Consider the following 21,168-nt stretch of genomic DNA (forward strand, 5'->3'; position numbering starts at 1 on the left):
ACCAGCCGCCACACCCCGGCGGCCCTCTGCCGAAAACAGCACACTGTTCGGAAGCAGATGGCAGGCGCTCTCCAGCCTGCGGTCTCCCATTTCTGCCGCAGACGAAAAACACCCCCGGGAGGCTGTGTGCCTTCCGGGGGCTCTGTCCTTCTAGCGGTCGCGGTTCACGCGGTCGCCGAGGGAGTGGTAGGTGACGTTTTTCTTTTTTTCGGTTTCGTCTTTGCGGTTCTGGAACGATCGCTCGCGCTCCTGAGTCTTGAGTCCGTCGGTGATGCCTTTACGGCAGTCGTCACAGAGGCGGCCTTCGCGGATCGGCGTCTCGCACGATTCACACGGATACGACAGTCCCGGGAACTGCGAAGCAAGAATCCTGCCTTCGCGTACGAACGTCGCAATCTGCTCTTTCGACACGCCCGTTGCTTCATTTACTTCCTCCATCGTCGCGCGGCGGTTTTCCCGCCTGCGGATGAAGCTGTATACTTTCTCAAAATCCTCTTCGACTTCACGGTGGCACTTCTCACATACCGAGCGGAGCGCTTTGACAAACACGCCGCCGCACTTCGGGCAGTTGGATAATTCGGGCATGGGGTCTCCTCCTTCACGCAGGTCTCTATCCTTTCTATCGACAGAAACCGACGAAATGTGAAGCCTTTTATCCCATTTTCCTGACCGCCCGCGCCGCCGTCACCGCCCCGGCGACACGAAAACCTGCTTCCCTTAATACTGCGGCCGCCGCCTGAATCGTCGCACCGCTCGTATAAATATCATCGACCAGAACGACTGGCCGCCTGCCCGGTTCCGCCCCCGGAGCTTTCGCAAACGCCAGCGCCAGATTCTCCTCCCGCCCTTCCCGCGATGACTTGCTCTGCTTCTCGGAAAACGTCGTCCGCACCAATAACTTCTGCACGTCCGGAAAAGCAGCAGCAACAAGCGCCGCCTGATTGAACCCGCGCTCCCACTCCCGGTCCGGGTGAAGTGGCACCGGCACAGCAACCGCCGCCCCAAACGTCCTTCGAGAGAGCAGCGCGAGATTCGCCGCAAACACCTCCGCAAGCACTGCATCCCCTCGGTACTTAAACCGCGCCATCACCTCCTGCACCGCGTCCGAATACGCATACAGCGACCGCTGCCGCACCGCCTCCTCCCCGCGCGCCGCGCAGTCCGGACACCGCTCCCCCGGATGCCCGCACACGTCACATCCGACCGGAAGCCGCTCCAGCCCCGAGGTACACGAAGCACACAGCCGCGGCCGCTTCTGAAACACCGTCACCCAGTCCGCCGGCGGGACGACACGGTTTCCGCACACGAGGCAGCTCACCGGTTCAGCTCCCGGATCGTCCGCACCGCGCGCCACATCGCGACCGTGGCCCCTTCATGGAAAAACGCCACGTCCCCCGACGGTTCCGACGCGCTCCTCCCCGCCCGGCCCGCGATCTGAATGAGCGCCGTCTCCGTGAAGATCTCCGCCTCGGCGGATAAAACGGCGACCTGTACACGAGGGATCGTCACGCCCCGCTCCAGAATCGTCGTCGTCACCAGCACGTCCACGTCCCCATTTCGGAACGCATGGATTCTGGAAGACCGCTCCGGCTCTCCGGCATGGACTGTCGTGACGGTACGCGGGAGAATGTTGACGGCACAGGCCACCGTTTCCAGATCATCCACGTGCGCCACGAACAGCATCACCGGTCTGTCTGCGTGGCGTTCCAGAAAGATACGGAGTGGCCCGCTGACTCTTCCGGCGGCGGCTTCTTTCTGCCAGCGGCACCACGATAAACGCGGAACGGGGAGATCGGCGCCGTGAAACCGTCTCGGTACGACGGCTGCAGGAAGCTTTCCGCTTTTCTGTAGGCGGCGTTGGTTTCGTGACGGGGTGGCAGTGACGTCGATCCGGCTGCCTCCGGGGGCGGTGATGCGGGCGGCGGCTTTCTTCAGACGGGCGTCGAGGGTGTAGGGGAAGGCGTCGACTTCGTCGATGATGACGAGCGGGAAAACGGGTGCGAGCCGGAAGAGCTGGTGGGTCGTCGCGACGTAGATGTCGGCGGTCGTGTAGCGCGTTTCGGCAGGGATATCGCCGTGAAGGGCGTGCACGCGCGCGTTCGGAAAGGCGGACGCGAGGCGCGGGGCGAGCTCCTGGACGACGTCGCGGCGCGGGGCTGCGAGAGCAACGGGGCCGTCCTGGAGCGCGCGGGTGATGACGGGAAAGAGCATTTCAGTTTTGCCGGCGCCGCAGACCGCCCAGAGGAGCTGTTCGGGCAGGCGTTTTTCGTAGCCGCGGACGAGTGTATCGGCGGCGTTCTGCTGCATCGGGGTGAGGGTCCCGTCCCACGTCGTGCTTCCGGCTTCGGGGCGGTGCGGGGCATCGGTGAGCGTGTAGAGCGAAGCGCAGCTGCGGATGGCGCCCATGTCGACGCAGGCGCGGCAGTACGTGCATTCTTTATGGCAGCGCGCGCAGTTTTTTACCGTGCCGAATAGCGCCGCGTCGGTATTGCCGCAGCGGATGCAGATTGTTTTCTGCGCGGGGATGCGGGTGATGGCGTCGTTTTCGTTTAACAGCTGTTCGGCATGGCGGATGGTGGCTGCCTCCAGGTGGGGCGCTGCTTCTTCGGCGGTGATCTGTCGGTGTGGAAACATGAAAAAACCTCCCTATACGTTATAGTGGAGGGTCCTTGGGTAATGGGGCTTGTCGGCGTTCAGTGGAAAGTTTCCGGCGGCGGGACGGACCCCGGTGCCGCCGGTATGTCGATCAGTTCTGGTGCATCCAGCCGATGCCGAGGCTTCCCGGCCCGAGATGGGTGCCGATGACCGGGCCGAAGTAGCTGATGTAGACGGTCGCGTTCGGGTAGCGGCTCCGCAGATCGTCTGCGATCGGTTCGGCTTTTTCCGGGCAGTTGCCGTGAATGACGGCGATGAGGACGCGGTCGTTTTCGTCCACGTCTTCGTCGAGAAGCTGGCGCATGCGGGCGACGGCTTTTTTCTCGGTGCGCACTTTTTCAAACGGCACGATCTTTTTGTCTTCGAAATGGAGCACCGGCTTGATTTTCAGCATGCTGCCGATAAAGAGCTGCGCGCCGTTCAACCGGCCGCCGCGGTGCAGGTGGCTTAAGTCGTCGGCCATGAAGTAGGCGCGTGTTTTCTCCCGGCGGCTGTGGAGTTCCGTCATGATCTCGGCAGCGGACCGGCCTTCTTCCGCAAGACGCGCGGCTTCGAGGGCGAAGAAGCCCTGGATCATGCAGCTGATTTCGGAGTCGAAAATGTGAATCGGCAGGTCGTCGTACATTTCTGCGGCAGCTGTTGCGGTCTGGTACGTGCCGCTGATGCCGCTCGACAGCGTGATGACGATGATTTCGTCATGCTCGGCGCCGAGTTCGCGGAACGTTTCCTCGAACAGGCCGATGCTCGGCTGCGATGTCGTCGGCAGCTGCTCCGTCGTTTTCATTTTATAATAGAAGTCTTCGGTCGTAATGTCCCATTCTTCCTGGTATGTTTCTTCGCCGAAAACGACATTCAGCGGCACCATCGTGATGTGGTGTTTCTCGCGCACGTCTTTCGGTATATAGGCCGTGCTGTCTGTCACAATCGCAACTCTGCTCATAGCGTAATCCCCGTTTCGTAAAATATCCTGTTTGTTCATAGTACCAATCCCTGCCAGCCGTGTCTATACGGACAATGTGGTTTTTTGCCGGCGGGACGGCGTCTATTTTGTTTCCTCCCTGTGGCACGTTCGAGGCAGAGGGGCCGCCGGTGTGTGGCGGCAGTGGATGGAGGGAAGTGGGACTTTGCCGTGCCGTTGTGGGAATCCGTGCAGGAGAAGTGGGAATGTGAGTACCGGAAGCTGGACTTTTCGTCTCATTTGGGAATCGGTACCCGAGTTATCGGAATCGCAGCAGGAGTTATGGGAATGGGAGCCGCCGTTATGGGACTGCACCCTGCCGTAGTGAGACTCCGCCGGAAACCACACCCCGAACAACCACTGCGGCCCAACCCGCCGCAGCCATCTGCTCAAAACAAAAAACGCACCGGATATCCGGCGCGCTTTCTGGGATGGATCAGTTTACTTTGACCCAGCCGTTTTTGATGGCGTCTACGACAGCCTGCGTACGGTCGTTCATGTTCATCTTCTGCAGGATGTTGCTGACGTGGTTTTTGACGGTTTTTTCGCTGATATAGAGCGCTTCGCCGATGGCGCGGTTGCTCTTGCCGTCGGTCATGAGCTGCAGTACTTCGCACTCGCGGCGCGTCAGAAGGTGCAGCGGGCGGCGGTATTCGACTTCGCGGAAGCCGACTTCGGTTTCGCCTCCGCCGTCGCTTGCCAGACGGCGGTATTCTTTAATGAGGTTGTACGTGACTTTCGGGTGGATATACGCACCGCCCTCGCCGACGACTTTCACGGCTTCGATGAGTGCTTCGGTGTCCATCTCTTTAAGAAGGTAGCCGGAGGCGCCTGTCTTGAGCACGTGGGTGACGTACGTTTCGTCGTCGTGGATGGAAAGAATGAGTACTTTCACATTCGGGAACGTTTCGACGAGCGTTTTTGTTGCTTCCATGCCGTTGACTGCCGGCATGTTAATATCCATGAGCACGACGTCCGGCTGGTTCTGGCGGACGAGGTCGAGTACTTCGTTGCCGTCGTTTCCTTCGGCGACAACTTCAAAGCTGTCTTCCATGGAAAGGATCCGCTTGACCCCTTCACGGAAAAGCTGGTGGTCATCTATTAGGACAATGCGTAGTTTATTTTCCATAATTCCATTCCTCCTGCGTAGTTGGCTTCGTTATTCTTCGGAATCGATGGGAATCTGCACAATGATGAGCGTCCCTTTTCCGGGACTGGACTCAATACTGATTTTGCCGTCGAGCATGTTGATGCGCTCTTTCATGCCGACCAGACCGAAGCTGCCTTCTTTTTTCTGGTCGAGGTCGAAGCCTCTGCCGTTGTCTTTAATCACCGCGGTGACTAAATTGTCTTTTACATCCAGTTTGACCCGGATGGCATCGGCTCCGGAATGCTTTACTGCATTCTGCACGGCTTCCTGCACGAAGCGGAAAATGGCAACTTCCATTTCCGGCGGATACCGGATCTCTTTACCGAGATTCGTCAGCTCCACGTGTATTCCGCTCCGCTCTTCGACATTCTTTAAATATTTCACCAGGGTCGGCAGCAGGCCGAGGTCATCGAGCGTCATCGGCCGCAGATCGTAAATGATCCGCCGGACTTCAGCGAGGGAATCCTTCACCATTTTCTTCAGGTCGCGGATTTCGACTCTCGCCTGCTCCACTCCCTGCTTGTCCATGACGCGGTCGACGATTTCCGAACGCAGTGCGACGTTTGCCATCATCTGCGCCGGACCATCATGAATCTCCCGCGACAGCCGCTTCCGCTCTTCTTCCTGTGCCTGAATAATCTGCAGGCCGAACTTCTGCATCTGCTCGGCATCTGCAATCATATCGGACACCTGCTGCAGGTCCCCCGTCAAATAATTGATTACTACGTTGATCTGATTGATCAGCTGATCGGCACGCTCAATCGTCTCCTGAAGCTTCAGGAGGCGGCGTTCGATCTGGTCGCGGCGCTGGCGCAGCTGTTTTTCCTCCTGCTGCATGACCGCGAGCTTCACCTGATAATCATTCGCCTGTTCGTACGCCTCGCGCACTTCCTCATCGGCATAGTCCTCAAAGTTTTTACTGACTTCAGCAAGCCGGTTTCTCGCCCGGCGGGACCGGATTTCTGCCTTCTCGCCTTCCTCTATCACTTCAATGACCTGCGCTTTGATGATTTCCAGTTCTTTTTTCAACGAGTCATATTCCTGACGGGAGTCCTCCCCGATGTCAAAGATCTGCTCTTTGCTAGTGGCCACTGTGTCCATCATGTGGCTCAGGACGGTCTCCATGGCTTCCAGAGAGCTCATAATGACCCCTCTCTTTCTGCTGCAGTTCTGCCTGCATCCATATGACTCGTGCGGCAGACACCGTTTATGGGGGTATAGTCACACCCGTTTGTACAAAAGATTCATCCACAGGCTTCATGAATGAAAATTCATTTTCCAGGAACGTGTCGAAATGTTGAAAACTACTTCCTGAAATATCTAGCCTTGTACCTATTTTCTCCTATTCAAGGCGTTTGGTCAAGCGTGAGGAGATACTCTGCTTGACAGTATCTCATATTCCATCATACCCTAATAAGAGCCATTTTCCTCGCCTTTACCCTACTTTTCTATATTTTTTTACAATCCGACTTAAGCGCTAGTCAAATCGGGCGCTATTTTCATTAAAGGAGCCGACCCATGCTGACCACCTATGAAACCGTCCAACCCTACGGGGAAGCGGAAATAGTCATTCAAAAGTCACGCTTTCTTGCCTTTGTCAAACGCACGGAAACCGCCGAAGACGCCCAGGCGTTCATTGCCGAAATCAAGGCTGCCCATCCGGGTGCCAACCATAACTGTTCGGCCTATATGATCGGAGAACACGATCTAATCCAGAAAGCCGACGATGACGGCGAGCCGTCCGGAACAGCCGGCGTGCCGATGCTGGAAGTGTTGAAAAAGCGCGGCTTAAAAGATACGTGCGTCCTCGTCACACGCTACTTCGGCGGCATCAAGCTCGGCGGAGGCGGACTGATCCGCGCCTACGGATCTGCTGTGAGCGCGGGGCTTGAAGAAACCGGCCTCGTACGCCGCGATTTGTCGACCGTCCTCTCCGCCACGTTTGATTACAGCATGCTCGGCAAAGTGGAAAACGAAGTCCGCTCGTCGAGCAGCTATCCGTTAAAGGAAATCGCCTACGAAGAAAACGTCCGCCTCACCTGTTGGGTGCCTGCAGGCGAAGAGGACACGTTTGAAGGATGGATTCAGGATCTGACGAGCGGCCGGGCGTCCTTTTCGCGTGACGGCGTGGAATACCTGGAAACGCCGGTTCCGTTTAAACGGGACAAGCGCTTATAGACGTTGACCGCCGGAGGAAATGCTTCCGGCGGTTTTTGTATGCTCCATCACCGGAAGCGTCAGCTCGAGGCCATGCAGTCCTCCATACAGCTTCCACCCGCAGCGCACGGCTTCCTCCTCTGCCTGGGCGAGCACGTCCGCCGGCAGAAAAGCGCCCTGCAGAAGAATGCGGATCCCCGTTTCCTTCTGTCGGCACTGAACCTCTGTTTTCCGCTGAAACGAATCTGCCAGAAGCAGAAACAGCCGCCGGGCATCGACGCTGTCCGCAAACACGAAGACTCCCGGCACGTTCCCTTCAACAGACAGCTCCTTTTCCCCGGCGAGAAGCCGCTCCCATACAGCGAGCAATGCCGGAAACAGAACCGGCTTCACCGCCGGGACCTCTGCCCAGTGGAGTGTGACGAGGCGGATGTCGTCTATAACTGTCTCCTGGACGTTCCAGGAGATATCCCCGCTGGCTCCGGTTTTCTCATACTGTGAAAGCGCCGCTCTTCCCCCGCGCGGAACGCTGCTCCATTTCCCTGAAGCGATCACATTCTTTCCTTTATAAAGCTGGTACATTGAAGGCTTCATGCGACGTTTCCTTTCTGTTTCTGTTTTCTTTAGTATAGTTCACGTTTTGTGGACTTTAAACACCTATTGTCAACTTCCGCCTGATTTCGCTTATTGTATGCTATTTTCAGTTCAGGTGATCGCCCATGCAAATGATTGGAGAACGCATCCGCTCCTTCCGCCGGAAGCAGGAATGGACGCAGCAGGAGCTTGCTGAAAAGCTGCAGCTCAGCAAAAGTACGATCAGCAATTATGAAAAGGGCATCAGGGAGCCGAATGCGGAAACGCTCGTCGCTTTGAGCCGCTTGTTCGATGTGACGCTGGATGAGCTGTTCGGGATCGAACGCGGCGAAAGCCGCCTCCTTCCGCAGACGGAAGCGGAGAAAACGCTCGTTGCCGAGATGCTGGAGGTATACCGGAAAGAGCGGAAGAACGCCGAGTAATACGCTGTCTCTGCCGGCCGGCCTGTGCGTTGTGCACAGACCCGGCCGTTTTGTCGTGCCAAAAACGGGGATTTAATGGAAAATGCGTCGTTTTCCTGATTTACAGTTTTGGAATTATCCGCTATGATGAAAGAAGTTTTGTAACGTTTCTTCTGAATTGGCGTCTGTTGATGCAGTAGAGGAAGCTAACGGTAAAGGAGATTGGGTAATGGTTCAATCGAGAGTAGATATGAAGCGGGGACGGAAGAAGCGTTCGCCGTTCCGCCGGTTTGTGAAGATAATGATGATTGTGTTTGTGCTGCTGCTTGTGACGGCAGGGGGCGCGGCGGCTTATATGGCGACACAGCTGAATAATGTGACGACGAGTGCGAGTCAGGAATTGGAGCGCGGGGAGCGTTCGGAAATGCGCGAGGAGGCGGTGACGCCGTCGAGTGACAATGTGTCGATTTTGTTCCTCGGTGTGGATGACCGTGACGGCGATTTAAGCGGGCGTTCGGATGCGCTTTTATTGGCGACGTTCAATCAGGAGGAAGGTTCGGTCAAGGTACTGAGCATTCCGCGGGATACGCTCGTGGATATTCCGGGGCGCGGCGAGGATAAGATCAATCATGCCCACGCGTATGATGGTGTGGATTTGACGATTGATACAATTGAAGGCCTGCTTGATATTCCGGTGGATTATTTCGTAACGCTGAACTTCGTGTCGTTTGTGGAAATCGTCGATATTTTCGATGGTGTAACGGTTGATTCGCCGATGGCGTTTACGGAAATGGACAGCGATGACAATCCGGGTGCGATTGAGATCGAAGAAGGCGAGCAGACACTGGACGGCGAAGAAGCACTCGCTTACGCACGGATGCGGAAGATGGATCCGGAAGGCGACATCGGCCGCGGCGAGCGTCAGCAGCAGGTGCTGGAAGCATTGATGCGTAAAGGTGCTTCGTTCCGTTCGATTACGCGCTTTGATGATGTGATGGGCAGCCTCGAGGAGCACTTGAAGACGAACCTGTCGTTCAATGACATCGTCGGCATGCACAGCTACGCGACGAGCATGGACAGCATTGAATCGATTAATTTTGAAGGAAACCACGCGACGTACAACAACATTTATTACTACGAGCTGACGGATGCGTCGGTGGAGGAGATCTCCACAGAGCTCCGACGTCACCTGGAGCTGGAAGACGGCCCGGATGAAGACGAGTCGGACGATGAGGAAAACGATAACGAAGAAACCGAATAACAATTAAGGATAGCCCTTCTGCGCGCAGCGGAAGGGCTTTTTTGTGTGGAGGCGGAAGTGAGCACGTGCTGGGAGGCGCCCGCCTCCACCTTCGTGCGGTGGGCGGTTTTGGACATAGGGGCAGCGGGGTTTCTGCCGCTGCCGGTGGATGAGAGGAAGTTGGACTCTGGCGGTGCGTTGTGGGAATCCGTGCGGGTGAAATGGGAATCTGAGTACTGGAAGTGGGACTTTCCGGCGGCTGTGGGAATGGACACTCCTGTTATAGGAATGCCCCCCTGACTTATGGGACTCGCAGCCGCCGCTATGGGACTGGCCCCTGCCGTAGTGGGACTCCGACCCCCATACAACCGCTGCGGCCGCTCCCCGCCGCAGTCATCTGCCTTCGAACAGCATACGGCTTGGATCAGCGGGGCCGCCGGGGTGTGGCGGCCGGTGGATGGAGGGAAGTTGGACTCTGCCGGTGCGTTGTGGGAATCCGTGCGGGAGAAATGGGAATCTGAGTACTGGAAGTGGGACTTTCCGGCGGCTGTGAGAATGGACACTCCTGTTATAGGAATGCCCCCCTGACTTATGGGACTCGCAGCCGCCGCTATGGGACTGGCCCCTGCCGTAGTGGGACTCCGCGCAAAACCAAACCCCCATACAACCGCTGCGGCCGCTCCCCGCCGCAGCCATCCGCCCAAAGAAAAACCGCCTCCCGTTCAGCCGGGAGGCGGTTCATTTTGCTTATGGTGTGGTGCGGCGGACGCCGGTGATGCGGTCGATGATGTTAAGCACCGGCCGGTATTCGGCGTGGATCAGGCCGACGAGCTCGGCGATCAGTTCGATCGCAAACAGCACGACGAGCGTGATGATGACCGTTCCCCACAGCGTTGACTGCGTCAGTACGACGGCGGCCAGTCCGAAGAAGGCGCTGATGCCGTAAATGACGAGCACGGACTTTTTGTGCGAGTAGCCCATCCGCAGGAAGCAGTGGTGCATGTGCGACTTGTCAGGCGCCGACAGCGGCTGCTTGTGCACGAGGCGGCGGATGATGGCAAAGAACGTATCCGAGATCGGTACCGCGAGAATCACGATCGGGATAAGGAGTGAAAACAGCGTGACACTCTTAAATCCGAGAAGCGATACGACCGAGATCATGTAGCCGAGAAACAGTGCGCCGGTGTCACCCATAAAGATCGACGCCGGGTTAAAGTTGTAGAACAGAAATCCGAGCGTGCTGGCAAGAAGCATGGAAGCCAGCGCGATAATGAACATGTTTCCGTCGATAATGGCGATCGCCGTGATCGTCGCGAGGACGATCGACGAGACGCCGGCTGCTAGGCCGTCGAGGCCGTCGATCAGGTTGATGGCGTTCGTAATACCGACAATCCACAGAAGCGTTAGCGGCACGCCGAGCAGACCGAGCTGCAGGACGCCGTCCCACGGCAGGTTGATGAATTCCACGTAGACGCCGCCGGAAATGACGACCGATGCCGCGGCGATCTGGCCGAGCAGCTTCACCTTGGCGGAGAGTTCATACATGTCATCGAGGACACCTGTAATGATAATGATCGTGGCACCCGTCAGAATCGGCCAGAAATACGGACTGTCCGGCATCGAGACAAGCATGCCGATCAGAAACGCCATGTAAATGGCAAGGCCGCCGAGGCGGGGCATAATTTTTTGATGTACTTTACGCTGATTTGGTTTGTCGACTGCTCCGATGTTTACTGCCAGTTTTTTGACGACAGGTGTGAGCAGAATGGCTGCAATAAAGCATCCAAGAAACATGTAGATATATTCCAAGTGTGTCACTCCTTCGTTCACGGCGGTCCGGCCGCGTCCAGTGTTCCGTATCATTTGACGTTAATCGGGCAGAAACGTTACATCGTTTTTTAATCCAACTGCGAGTATAACACGAATCCAGGCTGCACCAAAGGATGCTCCGCCCAGTTTTTTACTTCCCTTTAGAAGATTACCCATTTCAGGCAGTAAAAAACAGGGCCGGAAGTCTTATCTTCCCGGCCCTGAACTGTCAAAGATTATGAAACGACGGCTGCTGCAAGCTTCTGCACGGCTTCTTTCGCCGGCGTTACGTACGCTGCCAGCGCGCGCTGACGCGTGTCCCGCTGGTCCAGCGCTTCATGAACGGCGGCTGTTAAATCACTGCTTTCCCAGTTGTCCTCCTCCACGTGCACCGGTACGGGCTGCCCGCAGAGGGAGGCGAACGCATCGATTTTCGGATCGTAGGAAATCGGTGTAAACGGCGTGTAGCCGGCCGCGGCAAAGATGAGCGCATGAAGCCGCATGCCGACGACGAGCTTCGCCTCCGCAGCGGTCCGCTGCTTCTCTTCAAGCGGTGCATCGGCATCGAGTACGCGTACGTTCTCATGCCCGGAATGCTTCATCGACGCAAGCACCTGGGATGCAGCACGCGCATCCTCCTCCCCGTGCATCGGCAGAAACACAATCCGCTCCCCTTCTTCCAGAAGCCTATCGAGCGTGCCTGCGATTTTACGGAGGTGGGCTCGTCCGGACGGCCAGCTGCGTACCGAAACGGCGATGTAGTCCGCATCCGGCGCAGCACGGATCACTTCCGGATTCATGCCGAGCACCGGATCCGGAACGACATCGATGTCGTTTTCCACGCCGATCTCACGGAGCAGCGCGCGGGATGCTTCGTCACGGACGGTCAGCTGATCGACTTTTTTCATGGTCTGCCGTGTCAGCAGACGGGAAGCCCGGGAAGCGAGCGGCCCGATCCCCTGGGCGTAGACCGTTACCGGCGTCCGCAGCACGTGCGCAATCGCCATGACTCCGCAGTAGTACAGAACACTCTTCGGTCCCGTTTTATCCTGCAGCAGACTGCCGCCGCCGCTTATCAGGCGGTCGGCCGATCGGACAGCTCCGATGACTTCCTTCAGGTTCCAGCGGTTCACGGCATCGACCCCGTAAGACTGCTTCGTTTTCTCCGGCTGGTTGGAGAGGACGGTAATAACGACATCCGGACGTTCGTCGCGGAAAGCGTGGATCATGGAGTGCAGGATGGCTTCGTCTCCGGCGTTGTCGAAGCCGAAGTATCCGGACAGGACGATTTTCATGGCAGGAATCTCTCCTTTACAGCTGGATAGATGAATCGTTTCGCAAGTTCATACAGGCCGATGAGCACGAGGCCGATGATGGCGCCGAGCACGAGGCTGAGCCCGGTGCGTGTGAGCGAGACGAGCAGCGGTGTGTGCAGGTGCGTGAACGTGCCGACCATGGAGCTGAAGGCGAGCGCCCCGCCGAGCAGCAGGAACCACGAATACTTAATTTTGTCGGCCCACATGTACAGGCCGAGAAGGAAAACGGGCAGTCCGATCAGGAACTCGGTCGTCCGCGGGCGGACGCCGAACAGATTCTCGAGTGCCTGCCGCGCTTCGAGTTCAAATGGCAGCGCTGTTCCGGCATTTCCGGTCCGCGACACGTAGAACAGTGCGAGACCGCCGGCACCGCCTAAGACGACGAGATGCCAGAACTTTACCGGTTCTTTCAGCCAGCGGTAGCCGACAAAAATGACGGCCGTAATAAGAAGCGGTGCCACGGACAGAATTTTCACGCCGCGGAACATGTCGAGATGCATGACGTAATCGGATCCGTATAAGAGCGTAATGACGAACCAGGCACCCGTTAACGCGATGCCCGCGCCTTTCAAATAGCTGACAAACGCCATTTTTCTACCTGCCGGCTGCTGGAGCGACAGAATCGCGTAGGCAGGCGCGATGACGGCAAGCGCCAGCACGATCCCTTTCATGAGCATATCGATCTGCAGCACAGCCACAGCCCAGAAAATGACGAGTGCTGCACCGGCGGCAGGAAGTGCCAGTTTTCGGTGGGCCCAGCAGGCAGCGAGTCCGGTGAAAGCGGCTGCGGCTAGAAGCACGAGCAGCTCAAACCAGAGCGGGGACGAAAACGTCTCATACGGCTCTGCCTGCCCAGGTTCGCCGGCCGTGCGGCGGTGCAGGTCATCCAGAAACGACTGCGTTGTCTCAAGCGAATCAAGCGCCTCCTGCGGCGAGTAATAAAATTCGCCGGCTGCGTGATTCAGTATGTTGACGTAGAGCATCTGAATGTTCCGCTCCTGCACGGCACGCGCCCCGCGGTACACCTCGGTGTATTCCGTCGGATCAAACGCCTTTCCGAGCGTCATGCTGTGCAGGCGGACCGTTTCCCGGTCGAGTTTTTCGTTTAATGTACCGAAGCCGGCCTGCTCCCCCGCTTCGATCATGACGATACCGAGGTCCAGGCTGTTAAACCGTTCCGCCACCGCTTCGGTGATGTCCGGCTCGCCGACGCCGACGACTTCAACGCCTTCAAACAGCATGTAGTCGGCATCTGACGAAAACTCCTCCAGCTGCTCAAACAGAACGTGGTTTTCTTCCTCGGTGTAGAAATTGTCCGCTAAGCGCGGCACGATCCCGAGGTCGTAGGAGCGGATCTCTTCGATCGCATCCAGATCAAAGGTGATCGGCTCGTTTAACGTTCTGCCCGAGCCGAACGGCACGTACAGAAACTCATCGCCTTCAATCTCCATGCGCTCCACTTCAATGCCGTATTCTTCCCGGCCGTAGTTCAAGACTTCCTCAATCGGTTCGACGAGGCGGTGCTCCGGCTCAATCAGCTCCAGGTAAATCCCGGTTTCCTGAGGCACATCCTCCCGCTCCACGTCGTACAGCTGAATCAGCTGACCTGTGGACACGTATTCGATTAAATCCATCTGGCGGAGATCACCGAGCGTCAACGGCTCCACGGCCACCGACTGAATCCCCTCTCCCTCGGTGAGCGAGCTGTACACCTGGCCTTCATCCAGCCCGGTATCGCGGACCATCGCATCAATATCCTGAAACGGCACCGTTACTTCGTACTGATCATTTGCTTCCTCCACCGAAATACGCTCCCAGAGAAACGGGATGGAGATGAGCATGACGACGAAAATAATGCCCCATAAACTCTTTTTAATCACAAATACCTCTCCTTATGATGTCCGCGTCAGCCGGGCAAGTCTCCCGCCGATCACTGGAATTCTGCGAAGCTCTTCTTCTTTCATTGCCCTGAATACCAACAGCAGCACGCCGTAGACGACACCGCCCGCCCCCATTAATACGAGCACATACAGGAGCGCCATCGGCCGGGAAAGCGACGCTGCATCGATCCAGAAGGACGGCGCATACACAAGCGCCCCCATGAGAACAGCCGCCAGCATAATCCGGCCTTCTCTGTTCCCCCACAGCTTGAACGCTGCCGTTTTCTTCATCAGCCACACGTTCCAGACCGTAAGCAGCACGTACGCCGCAAGCGTCGACCATGCGACCCCGATCAAACCGAAATACTGAATCAGCACGATGTTCAAGCCGACTTTCACGACCGACACCGCCGCAACGATCCCCGCCGAATACAGCTGGCGGTTCATCCCCTGCAGAATCCCGGTCGTCAAAATCGCAAACGCCGTCGCCGCCGCACTCAAATGCACGACCGCAAGCACGTCACTCGCCATCGTATCACCGAACAGCGCATAGTTCAGCGGTACCGTCAGCACAAACAGTCCGACCGCCGCCGGCCACGACGTGACGTGCATAAACTTGAGCGCCTGCTCGGTAATAAGCGCCGTACGCTCTGCCTTCCCCTCCGCCATCGCCGCCGTAATCAGCGGAATGAGGGGAAGAATGAGCGCCTGCGCAAACACAACCGCAATCTGCACGAGCGCAATCCCGCGCCCGTAGTAACCGTACTGCGCCGCCACTTCCAGATCCGGCACGCCGATCGCACGCAGCTGCTGCGGCACCGACATCGAATCAATGAAATTGACGATCGCAAGCGCGAGCGCCCCGACACAGATCGGAAGCGCCACGGCAAGAATCGTCTTACTCCACTTCCGGAAGTCCTTTCCGGTATACCGTTCCGCTTTTTTCGGGCGGACCGGACTTTTTTGATAGAACCGCCTCAGGTAGACGAGCGAGGCGAGCGCCCCGAGAATGGAGCCGGTCATGACGCCGCCGGCAACGGCCGGAGCTCCGTACCCCTGGACGGTTAGAATAAAAGCGAATAAGAGAATGAAAAAGACACGGACAAACTGCTCGAGCACCTGTGACAGCGCCGTCGGCCGCATATCATCGTATCCCTGGAAAAAACCGCGGTAGACGGCCATGTACGGGGCGACGAGAAGCGTTGCCGAGACGACGAGAAGCGCCGGCAGCGTAAACGCGCCGCCGAGCTGTACCGACAGCGGCACCGAAACGGCTGCGAGCAGAAGAAACATTCCCGTCCCTATCGATGCGGCGAGAATCGAGGCCGTCACAAAAATGTGGCGGATCCCGGTATCATCGCCGGCTGCCCGCGCTTCGGCAATCAGTTTGGAAATGGCGAGCGGAATGCCCGCCACCGATAAAATGAGCACCGCCATATATACCGGATAGACGATGGAGAAAATACCGAAAACATCATCCCCTGCAATATTCTGCAGGGGAATGCGGAACAGACTGCCGAGAAGCTTGGAAAGGAGCGATGCTGCCGTGATGATCAGCGCTCCTTTCATAAAGTTGGAGCTCATCGCTTCATTCGTTCCCGAAGGACGCGGAGCCCGAACTGCGGCAGTGCGCCCATGCGCTTGACGCGCGACGGCTGCATCGCGAGACGGTAAAACCATTCCAGGTTCAGCTTCTGCCAGAACGCGGGCGCGCGCTTCACTTCACCTGCAAGGACGTCGAAGCTTCCGCCTATGCCCATAAAGACGCCGTGGTCGAACTGATCGATGTGGGACGCAATCCACTGCTCCTGGCGCGGAAGGCCGAGCGCCACGAACACATAGTCCGGCTTCTCCCGCTTAATCTCATCTGGAATTTGGGAATCCTCCCAGTCGAAAAAGCCGTGGTGGCTGCCGGCGATGCGGATGTTTGGAAATTCCGTTTCGACAACGGCCAGCGTTTTCTGCAGCACGTCGTCGGACGCGCCGAGAAAGTAGACCGACTGCTCCATCTCATTGGCCGTTGCCAGAAGGCGCATGAACAGGTCAAAGCCTGCCACCCGCTCCGGAAGATTCTCTCCGAGCAGCTGCGCGCCTTTGACGATGCCGATGCCGTCGGCCGTTATGTAATCTGCTGTCAGTACCGCTTCTTTGTATTTCGGATCCTGATCTGCTTTCATGACGATTTCAGGGTTCGCCGTGACGACGAACGCCTTCTCCTGCCGCTGGGCATGCAGAACGAGCGTCTTCGCCATGTCATCGAGCGTCGTTTTCACAAAGGGGATGTTCACTATATTAATACGGTCCATGAAAAGGTTCACCAACTTCTCTGAAATTTACTCCTTTGCATCATATCAAAATATCCCACCTATGGGAATGGGAGAGCCGCACTGGTTTAAGCCTCCTCCCCCTCCCCGGGCAGGCAGGATCCCGTTTTTCCACGGCGCTTCCCGCCGCTCCTTCGATTGATTCATTTTCCAATCGGAAAACCAAAAGGAACGCCGTTCGTGCTATACTGGACGGTGCGGAACAATCCGGAATATACCCATCCTGACTGGATGAAGGAGAGAGCCTGATGTTGAATTTTGTGAAAAAAGTGATCGGCGACGAACAAGAGCGCCGTCTAAAAAAATATGAAAAATTAGTAGAAGCGGTCAATCAGCTGGAACCGGAACTGGAAAAACTGAGTGATGAGGAACTGAAGCAGAAGACAGAAACCTTTAAAGAGCGCGTGGAAGAAGGCGAAACGGTAAGCGATCTCCGGGTCGAAGGGTTTGCTGTCGTCCGCGAAGCAGCGAAGCGCGTTCTCGGTCAGCGCCACTACGATGTGCAGCTGATGGGCGGATTCACGCTTCTCGATAACGACATTGCGGAAATGGCCACCGGCGAAGGTAAAACGCTCGTCGCTTCCCTGCCAAGCTACGTGAAAGCGCTCGAAGGAAAAGGTGTCCATGTTATTACCGTTAACGAATACTTAGCGCGCCGCGACCGGGAAATGATCGGTCAGCTGCACGAATTTCTCGGGCTGGAGGTCGGGCTGAATATCAACGGCCTTTCTCCGGTCGAGAAGCAGGCTGCCTATGCGGCGGATATCACGTACGGTGTCGGGGCAGAGTTCGGGTTTGACTACCTGCGCGACAACATGGTGTTCGCCGTGCATCAACGCGTGCGCCAGCGGCCGTACCACTATGCGATCATCGATGAAATCGACAGTATCTTAATCGACGAGGCGAAAACGCCGCTTATCATCGCCGGCAAAACGAGCGTGCGGCCGAACCTGTATCATATCTGTGCCCGCCTGTCGAAAAGTTTCACAGAAGAGAAAGACTACATTTACGACCGCGAAGCACGTTCGGTAACGTTTACGGATACGGGCATTACAAAAGTGGAGCGCGCCTTCGGTGTCGACAACCTGTATGATCTGGAGCATCAGACGCTGTACCACTACGTCATCCAGGCACTCCGGGCCCGCGTTATGTTCCACCGGGACGTGGAGTATATTATTGATGACAGTGAAGTGAAACTCGTCGACATGTTTACCGGACGCGTCATGGAAGGCCGGACGCTGAGTGACGGGCTGCACCAGGCGATTGAAGCGAAGGAAGGCCTGGAGATTACAGAAGAAAACAAAACCCAGGCGTCTGTCACGATCCAAAACTATTTCCGGCTGTACCCATCCATCTCCGGGATGACCGGAACGGCGAAAACGGAAAAGCAGGAATTTCAGCAGCTGTACGGCATGGCCGTCATCGATATTCCGTCGAACAAGCCGCGGCAGCGCGAGGATCTCGAAGACAGCATTTACTTTACTGTCGAGCAGAAGTACCAGGCAGTAGGCCGCAAAGTACGCGAACTATACGACCGGCAGCAGCCGGTGCTCGTCGGAACGACGTCCATCATCCAATCGGAAACGATCGCTTCCTATCTGGATGAAAAAGAGATTCCCTACGAAATCCTGAACGCGAAGAGTGTGGACCAGGAGGTAAAGTTGATTTCGCTTGCCGGCCAGAAAGGGCAGGTGACGATCGCGACGAACATGGCGGGCCGAGGTACCGACATTATGCTCGGTGAAGGAGCTGCGGAACTCGGCGGTCTGTATGTGCTCGGGACGGAAAAGCACGAGAGCCGCCGCATTGACAATCAGCTCCGCGGACGCTCCGGGCGTCAGGGCGATCCGGGAACGACGAAGTTTTTCATTTCGATTGAAGATGACATGATGAAGCGGTTCGCCCGGGAGGAGCTGGAGCAGTGGCAGGCATCGCTGACCGCGGATCCGGACGGCCTGATTCATGATAAAGAAGCGGCGCAGTTTATTGAGAAGGTTCAGCGCATGTGTGAAGATGCGAACTACGCGCAGCGGGAATATACGCTGAAGCTGGATGACGTTATTAACGAACAGCGCGATGTGATCTATAAGCTCAGAAACAATATTATGGAAGACCGTCGTCCGCTGCCGTACGCACTGGAGATGATCCGGAAAGCGTCCCAGTCTGTAACGGAAACGTACTGCCCGGACTTTCAGCTGCCGGAGGAGTGGGATCTCGAAGGATTGAACAGCCGGCTGAACCACCTTCTGCCGTATGAGCGGATCGATATCCGGCCGGAAGATGCGGAAAGCGCCCAGGATGTTCACGACATGGTGTCCGAGGCGTGTGAGAAGTATATTGCGTTTATTGAAACGCACGCGTCGAACCTGCGTCTGCAGCAGGAAGCGAAGCAGGTGCTTCTTATGACGATCGATATCCGCTGGCTCGGCCACCTGGATGACATGGCCCGCCTGAAAGAAGGCATCGGCCTGCGGAGCTACCAGCAGGAAGACCCGCTCCGTATCTACCTCCGGGAAGGATACGAGATTTTCCAGAAAACGTTCGATATGATCCAGCGCGATGTCGCGATGAACATTCAGCGTCCGCTTCGCCCAATGCTTCATCCGGAAGAGAAAACGAACAAAGCCTGAAGGAGGAAACAGCATGCTGCCATTTTTTAATAAAAAGAACAAGGACGAATTGGAACTGGAAGGATCCGAATCCTCGGTTTCATCCGAGGAGATGCTTCAGGAGAGCGGGGAAAGCAGCGAAGAGAGTGTGGAAACAGAGCTGTCGATCCACCCTTCCTGGAACCTGCCGGAAGAGGATATCTACGCGTTCCGCTTTTTAAATATGGAATGCGAGCCGCTGAAGCCGAATCAGCTCTCCCTGTACGGCATTAACGTGGACAAGCAGGAGGACGGCACGTTCAACTTCAACGCGTTCGTCCGCCACAGCATCAACAAAAAGATCAAGCTGGAAAACGCCGTCATCGTCCTGCTTGATACCGATGATTCCATCCTCGGCAGAAAAGAATTCGATCTGAGTAAACTCGGCGAGATGCCGCCGAACAGCAGCCGTCCGTGGACGTTTCCGTTCACAGCAAAGGATCTGTTTGCCGATTCGGTGCCGCAGAAAGGATGGAAGCTTGCGTTTCAGCTGAAGCCGTCCTCCCGGAAACACTCGCTCGAGCTGACGGACTCCTGGAAACGGTCCCTCGCTGTAGAGGAGCAGAAAAAGCTGGAGAACGTCGTCGATAACATGGAGCCGCCGAAGCACGGTGAGGTAAACTTCCTCGGGCTGAAAGCGACGCTTCTCGATGAGCAGCAGGAGCTGCACGTCACGCTTCTCGTCCGGAACGGCGGCGAGAAAAACATCAACCTGGAACAGCTGCCGCTGCAGGTTGAGGACGCGGAAGGGGACATTATCGCCAAAGGCGGATTCAAGATGGATCCGAAGCTTCACGTAAAGGCGAACACGAGCACGCCGTGGAACTTCGTTTTCCCGCAGGCCATGCTGTTGAAGGACAACCCGGATCTCTCCCGCTGGAAGGCCTACCCGCCGAACCGGCAGAAAACGAACGGATAAGTGGGAATAACGCGCACGCCGACAAGGGGGCCGCTGAAAAAGTCTCTATTTAGAGGCTGAGACAAAAGCCTTCTAAACATGTAAAAAGGAGAATCGATGCGCGAATCGATTCTCCTTTTCTTATCATAGGGACCAAAATAACCTGAGGAAGCCTGGTACTTCCTCAGGTTAACGGCCATGAAGGCAAATCCAATTTCGTTTTTCACCTTCTCTGTTCCACGAACAGAGAAGCGAGTGAAACGCAAATTAGCCTTCAAAAATCCAAAAACTGGTTCCACGTCTACTTTGCGTTTCGCGTAGACAGAACTAGCTTTTTCATTTGAAAGCAGGTCACGAATCATTTGTTTGTGACTTTCCCATTCTGTGTTGATCCGAACCTGTCGGTTCCGACCTTCTGCTGCTTTGGTACAGTAACTTCGGACAGGGCACTCCTGGCAGCTCTCACATTCGTAAACGCGGAAACTCCGTTCAAATCCTGCCTTGTCTTTGCGTTTACTGACATATTGAAAGGTTACTTGTTTATTAGTTGGACACGTAAATTGATCCGTTTTTTCATCATAAGGCCAATTTTGAACGTGATAGGCATTTTTCTTAAAGGCTCTCGACTTCTCATTTCGGAACATGGAATACGTGACTAATGGAATCGAATCGTACGCAGATCGGATCGTTTTATAGTTTTCTTCACTCCCATACCCTGCATCTCCAACAAGATATGTAGGGAGGGAAAAGAACTTTTCTTCAATCGTTGAAAGAAACGGCGCTAGTGTGCGGACATCTGTCGGATTAGGAAACACATCGTAAGCAAGCGCATATTGCCCTTCTGTTGCGAGTTGAATATTGTATCCAGCCTTCAACTGGCCATTCTTCATATAGTCATCTTTCATACGCATAAAAGTGGCATCATGATCTGTTTTCGAGTAACTGTTGCGTTGTTGCATGATCGCAAGATCACGCGCATATTTCTGCTTTCGTTCGATAAAATCGCGTACGTTTTTCAATGCTTGTTTCGGTTCTTTCCGATCGGATCGAAGCTGTTTCCGTACTGTTGTGTCTTTCGAGGCGTCCATTTGATCCGTCATCTCTTTTATTTTCTTCTCGAGGTGTTGTTCCATGTGTT

The 21,168-nt window shown here is 56.1% G+C and carries 18 protein-coding genes; 5 read left to right on the forward strand and 13 right to left on the reverse strand.

Annotated features, from left to right (window positions below):
- Window positions 1-150 precede the first annotated feature (150 nt).
- The 6 genes from C6I21_RS09075 to C6I21_RS09105 form a co-directional block, all read right to left on the reverse strand.
- Window positions 151-585: a TIGR03826 family flagellar region protein gene (locus C6I21_RS09075; RefSeq protein ID WP_105959139.1), complete on the reverse strand. Its 435-nt coding sequence runs from the start codon at window positions 583-585 to the stop codon at window positions 151-153.
- A 67-nt stretch (window positions 586-652) separates the two neighbouring features.
- Window positions 653-1,318: a ComFC family protein gene (locus C6I21_RS16190; protein WP_142393244.1), complete on the reverse strand. Its 666-nt coding sequence runs from the start codon at window positions 1,316-1,318 to the stop codon at window positions 653-655.
- Complete coding sequence (locus C6I21_RS09085; protein WP_105959141.1) at window positions 1,315-2,634, reverse strand: helicase-related protein; 1,320 nt, start codon at window positions 2,632-2,634, stop codon at window positions 1,315-1,317. Before C6I21_RS09085 ends, C6I21_RS16190 begins: the two co-directional genes overlap by 4 nt.
- A 112-nt stretch (window positions 2,635-2,746) precedes the next feature.
- A complete protein-coding gene (locus C6I21_RS09090; RefSeq protein ID WP_245411584.1) occupies window positions 2,747-3,634 on the reverse strand; it encodes a DegV family protein in 888 nt (295 codons plus the stop codon).
- A 415-nt stretch (window positions 3,635-4,049) separates the two neighbouring features.
- Window positions 4,050-4,742, reverse strand: coding sequence for a response regulator (locus C6I21_RS09100; RefSeq protein ID WP_105959143.1), 693 nt, complete (start codon window positions 4,740-4,742; stop codon window positions 4,050-4,052).
- A gap of 30 nt (window positions 4,743-4,772) precedes the next feature.
- Window positions 4,773-5,906, reverse strand: coding sequence for a sensor histidine kinase (locus C6I21_RS09105; RefSeq protein ID WP_105959144.1), 1,134 nt, complete (start codon window positions 5,904-5,906; stop codon window positions 4,773-4,775).
- Window positions 5,907-6,281: 375 nt separating this feature from the next.
- On the opposite strand from C6I21_RS09105, the gene C6I21_RS09110 reads away from it, so the two are divergent.
- Complete coding sequence (locus tag C6I21_RS09110; RefSeq protein WP_105959145.1) at window positions 6,282-6,941, forward strand: YigZ family protein; 660 nt, start codon at window positions 6,282-6,284, stop codon at window positions 6,939-6,941.
- Here C6I21_RS09110 and C6I21_RS09115 read toward each other — a convergent pair.
- Window positions 6,936-7,514, reverse strand: coding sequence for a hypothetical protein (locus C6I21_RS09115; protein WP_105959146.1), 579 nt, complete (start codon window positions 7,512-7,514; stop codon window positions 6,936-6,938). The two genes, C6I21_RS09110 and C6I21_RS09115, sit on opposite strands and share 6 nt — an antisense overlap.
- Before the next feature lie 125 nt (window positions 7,515-7,639).
- Between C6I21_RS09115 and C6I21_RS09120 the strand changes: the two genes are divergently transcribed.
- Window positions 7,640-7,936 carry a helix-turn-helix domain-containing protein gene (locus tag C6I21_RS09120; protein WP_105959147.1) on the forward strand — a complete coding sequence of 99 codons (297 nt, stop codon included), beginning with the start codon at window positions 7,640-7,642 and terminating at the stop codon, window positions 7,934-7,936.
- A 208-nt stretch (window positions 7,937-8,144) separates the two neighbouring features.
- Window positions 8,145-9,176, forward strand: coding sequence for an LCP family glycopolymer transferase (locus C6I21_RS09125; protein WP_105959148.1), 1,032 nt, complete (start codon window positions 8,145-8,147; stop codon window positions 9,174-9,176).
- A gap of 726 nt (window positions 9,177-9,902) precedes the next feature.
- Here C6I21_RS09125 and C6I21_RS09140 read toward each other — a convergent pair.
- The 5 genes from C6I21_RS09140 to C6I21_RS09160 all read right to left on the reverse strand — a co-directional run bounded on the left by C6I21_RS09140 (window position 9,903) and on the right by C6I21_RS09160 (window position 16,466).
- A complete protein-coding gene (locus C6I21_RS09140) occupies window positions 9,903-10,964 on the reverse strand; it encodes a glycosyltransferase family 4 protein (protein WP_105959151.1) in 1,062 nt (353 codons plus the stop codon).
- 236 nt (window positions 10,965-11,200) lie between these two features.
- Window positions 11,201-12,259, reverse strand: a complete 1,059-nt coding sequence (csaB, locus tag C6I21_RS09145; RefSeq protein ID WP_105959152.1) for a polysaccharide pyruvyl transferase CsaB — start codon at window positions 12,257-12,259, stop codon at window positions 11,201-11,203.
- On the reverse strand, window positions 12,256-14,160 hold the full coding sequence (locus C6I21_RS09150; RefSeq protein WP_105959153.1) for a DUF5693 family protein: 1,905 nt from the start codon (window positions 14,158-14,160) through the stop codon (window positions 12,256-12,258). Before C6I21_RS09150 ends, csaB begins: the two co-directional genes overlap by 4 nt.
- A 12-nt stretch (window positions 14,161-14,172) precedes the next feature.
- Entirely contained in the window at window positions 14,173-15,744 is a 1,572-nt protein-coding gene (locus C6I21_RS09155; protein ID WP_105959154.1) for a putative polysaccharide biosynthesis protein, read from the reverse strand.
- Window positions 15,741-16,466 (reverse strand): WecB/TagA/CpsF family glycosyltransferase, encoded by a 726-nt coding sequence (locus C6I21_RS09160; RefSeq protein WP_105959155.1) that lies wholly within the window; start codon window positions 16,464-16,466, stop codon window positions 15,741-15,743. Before C6I21_RS09160 ends, C6I21_RS09155 begins: the two co-directional genes overlap by 4 nt.
- A gap of 266 nt (window positions 16,467-16,732) precedes the next feature.
- Here C6I21_RS09160 and secA2 point away from each other — a divergent pair, with 266 nt between their 5' ends.
- Both secA2 and C6I21_RS09170 read left to right on the forward strand, forming a co-directional pair.
- A complete protein-coding gene (secA2, locus tag C6I21_RS09165; RefSeq protein ID WP_105959156.1) occupies window positions 16,733-19,114 on the forward strand; it encodes an accessory Sec system translocase SecA2 in 2,382 nt (793 codons plus the stop codon).
- 13 nt (window positions 19,115-19,127) lie between these two features.
- A complete protein-coding gene (locus tag C6I21_RS09170; protein WP_105959157.1) occupies window positions 19,128-20,051 on the forward strand; it encodes an accessory Sec system S-layer assembly protein in 924 nt (307 codons plus the stop codon).
- Here the strand turns inward: C6I21_RS09170 and C6I21_RS09175 are convergent.
- Window positions 20,018-21,168: transposase (locus C6I21_RS09175; protein WP_142393245.1), on the reverse strand; the 1,151-nt coding region annotated here is incomplete at its 5' end. The genes C6I21_RS09170 and C6I21_RS09175 overlap by 34 nt on opposite strands.

This window comes from Alkalicoccus urumqiensis, assembly GCF_002993335.1.
Classification (GTDB): domain Bacteria; phylum Bacillota; class Bacilli; order Bacillales; family Salisediminibacteriaceae; genus Alkalicoccus; species Alkalicoccus urumqiensis.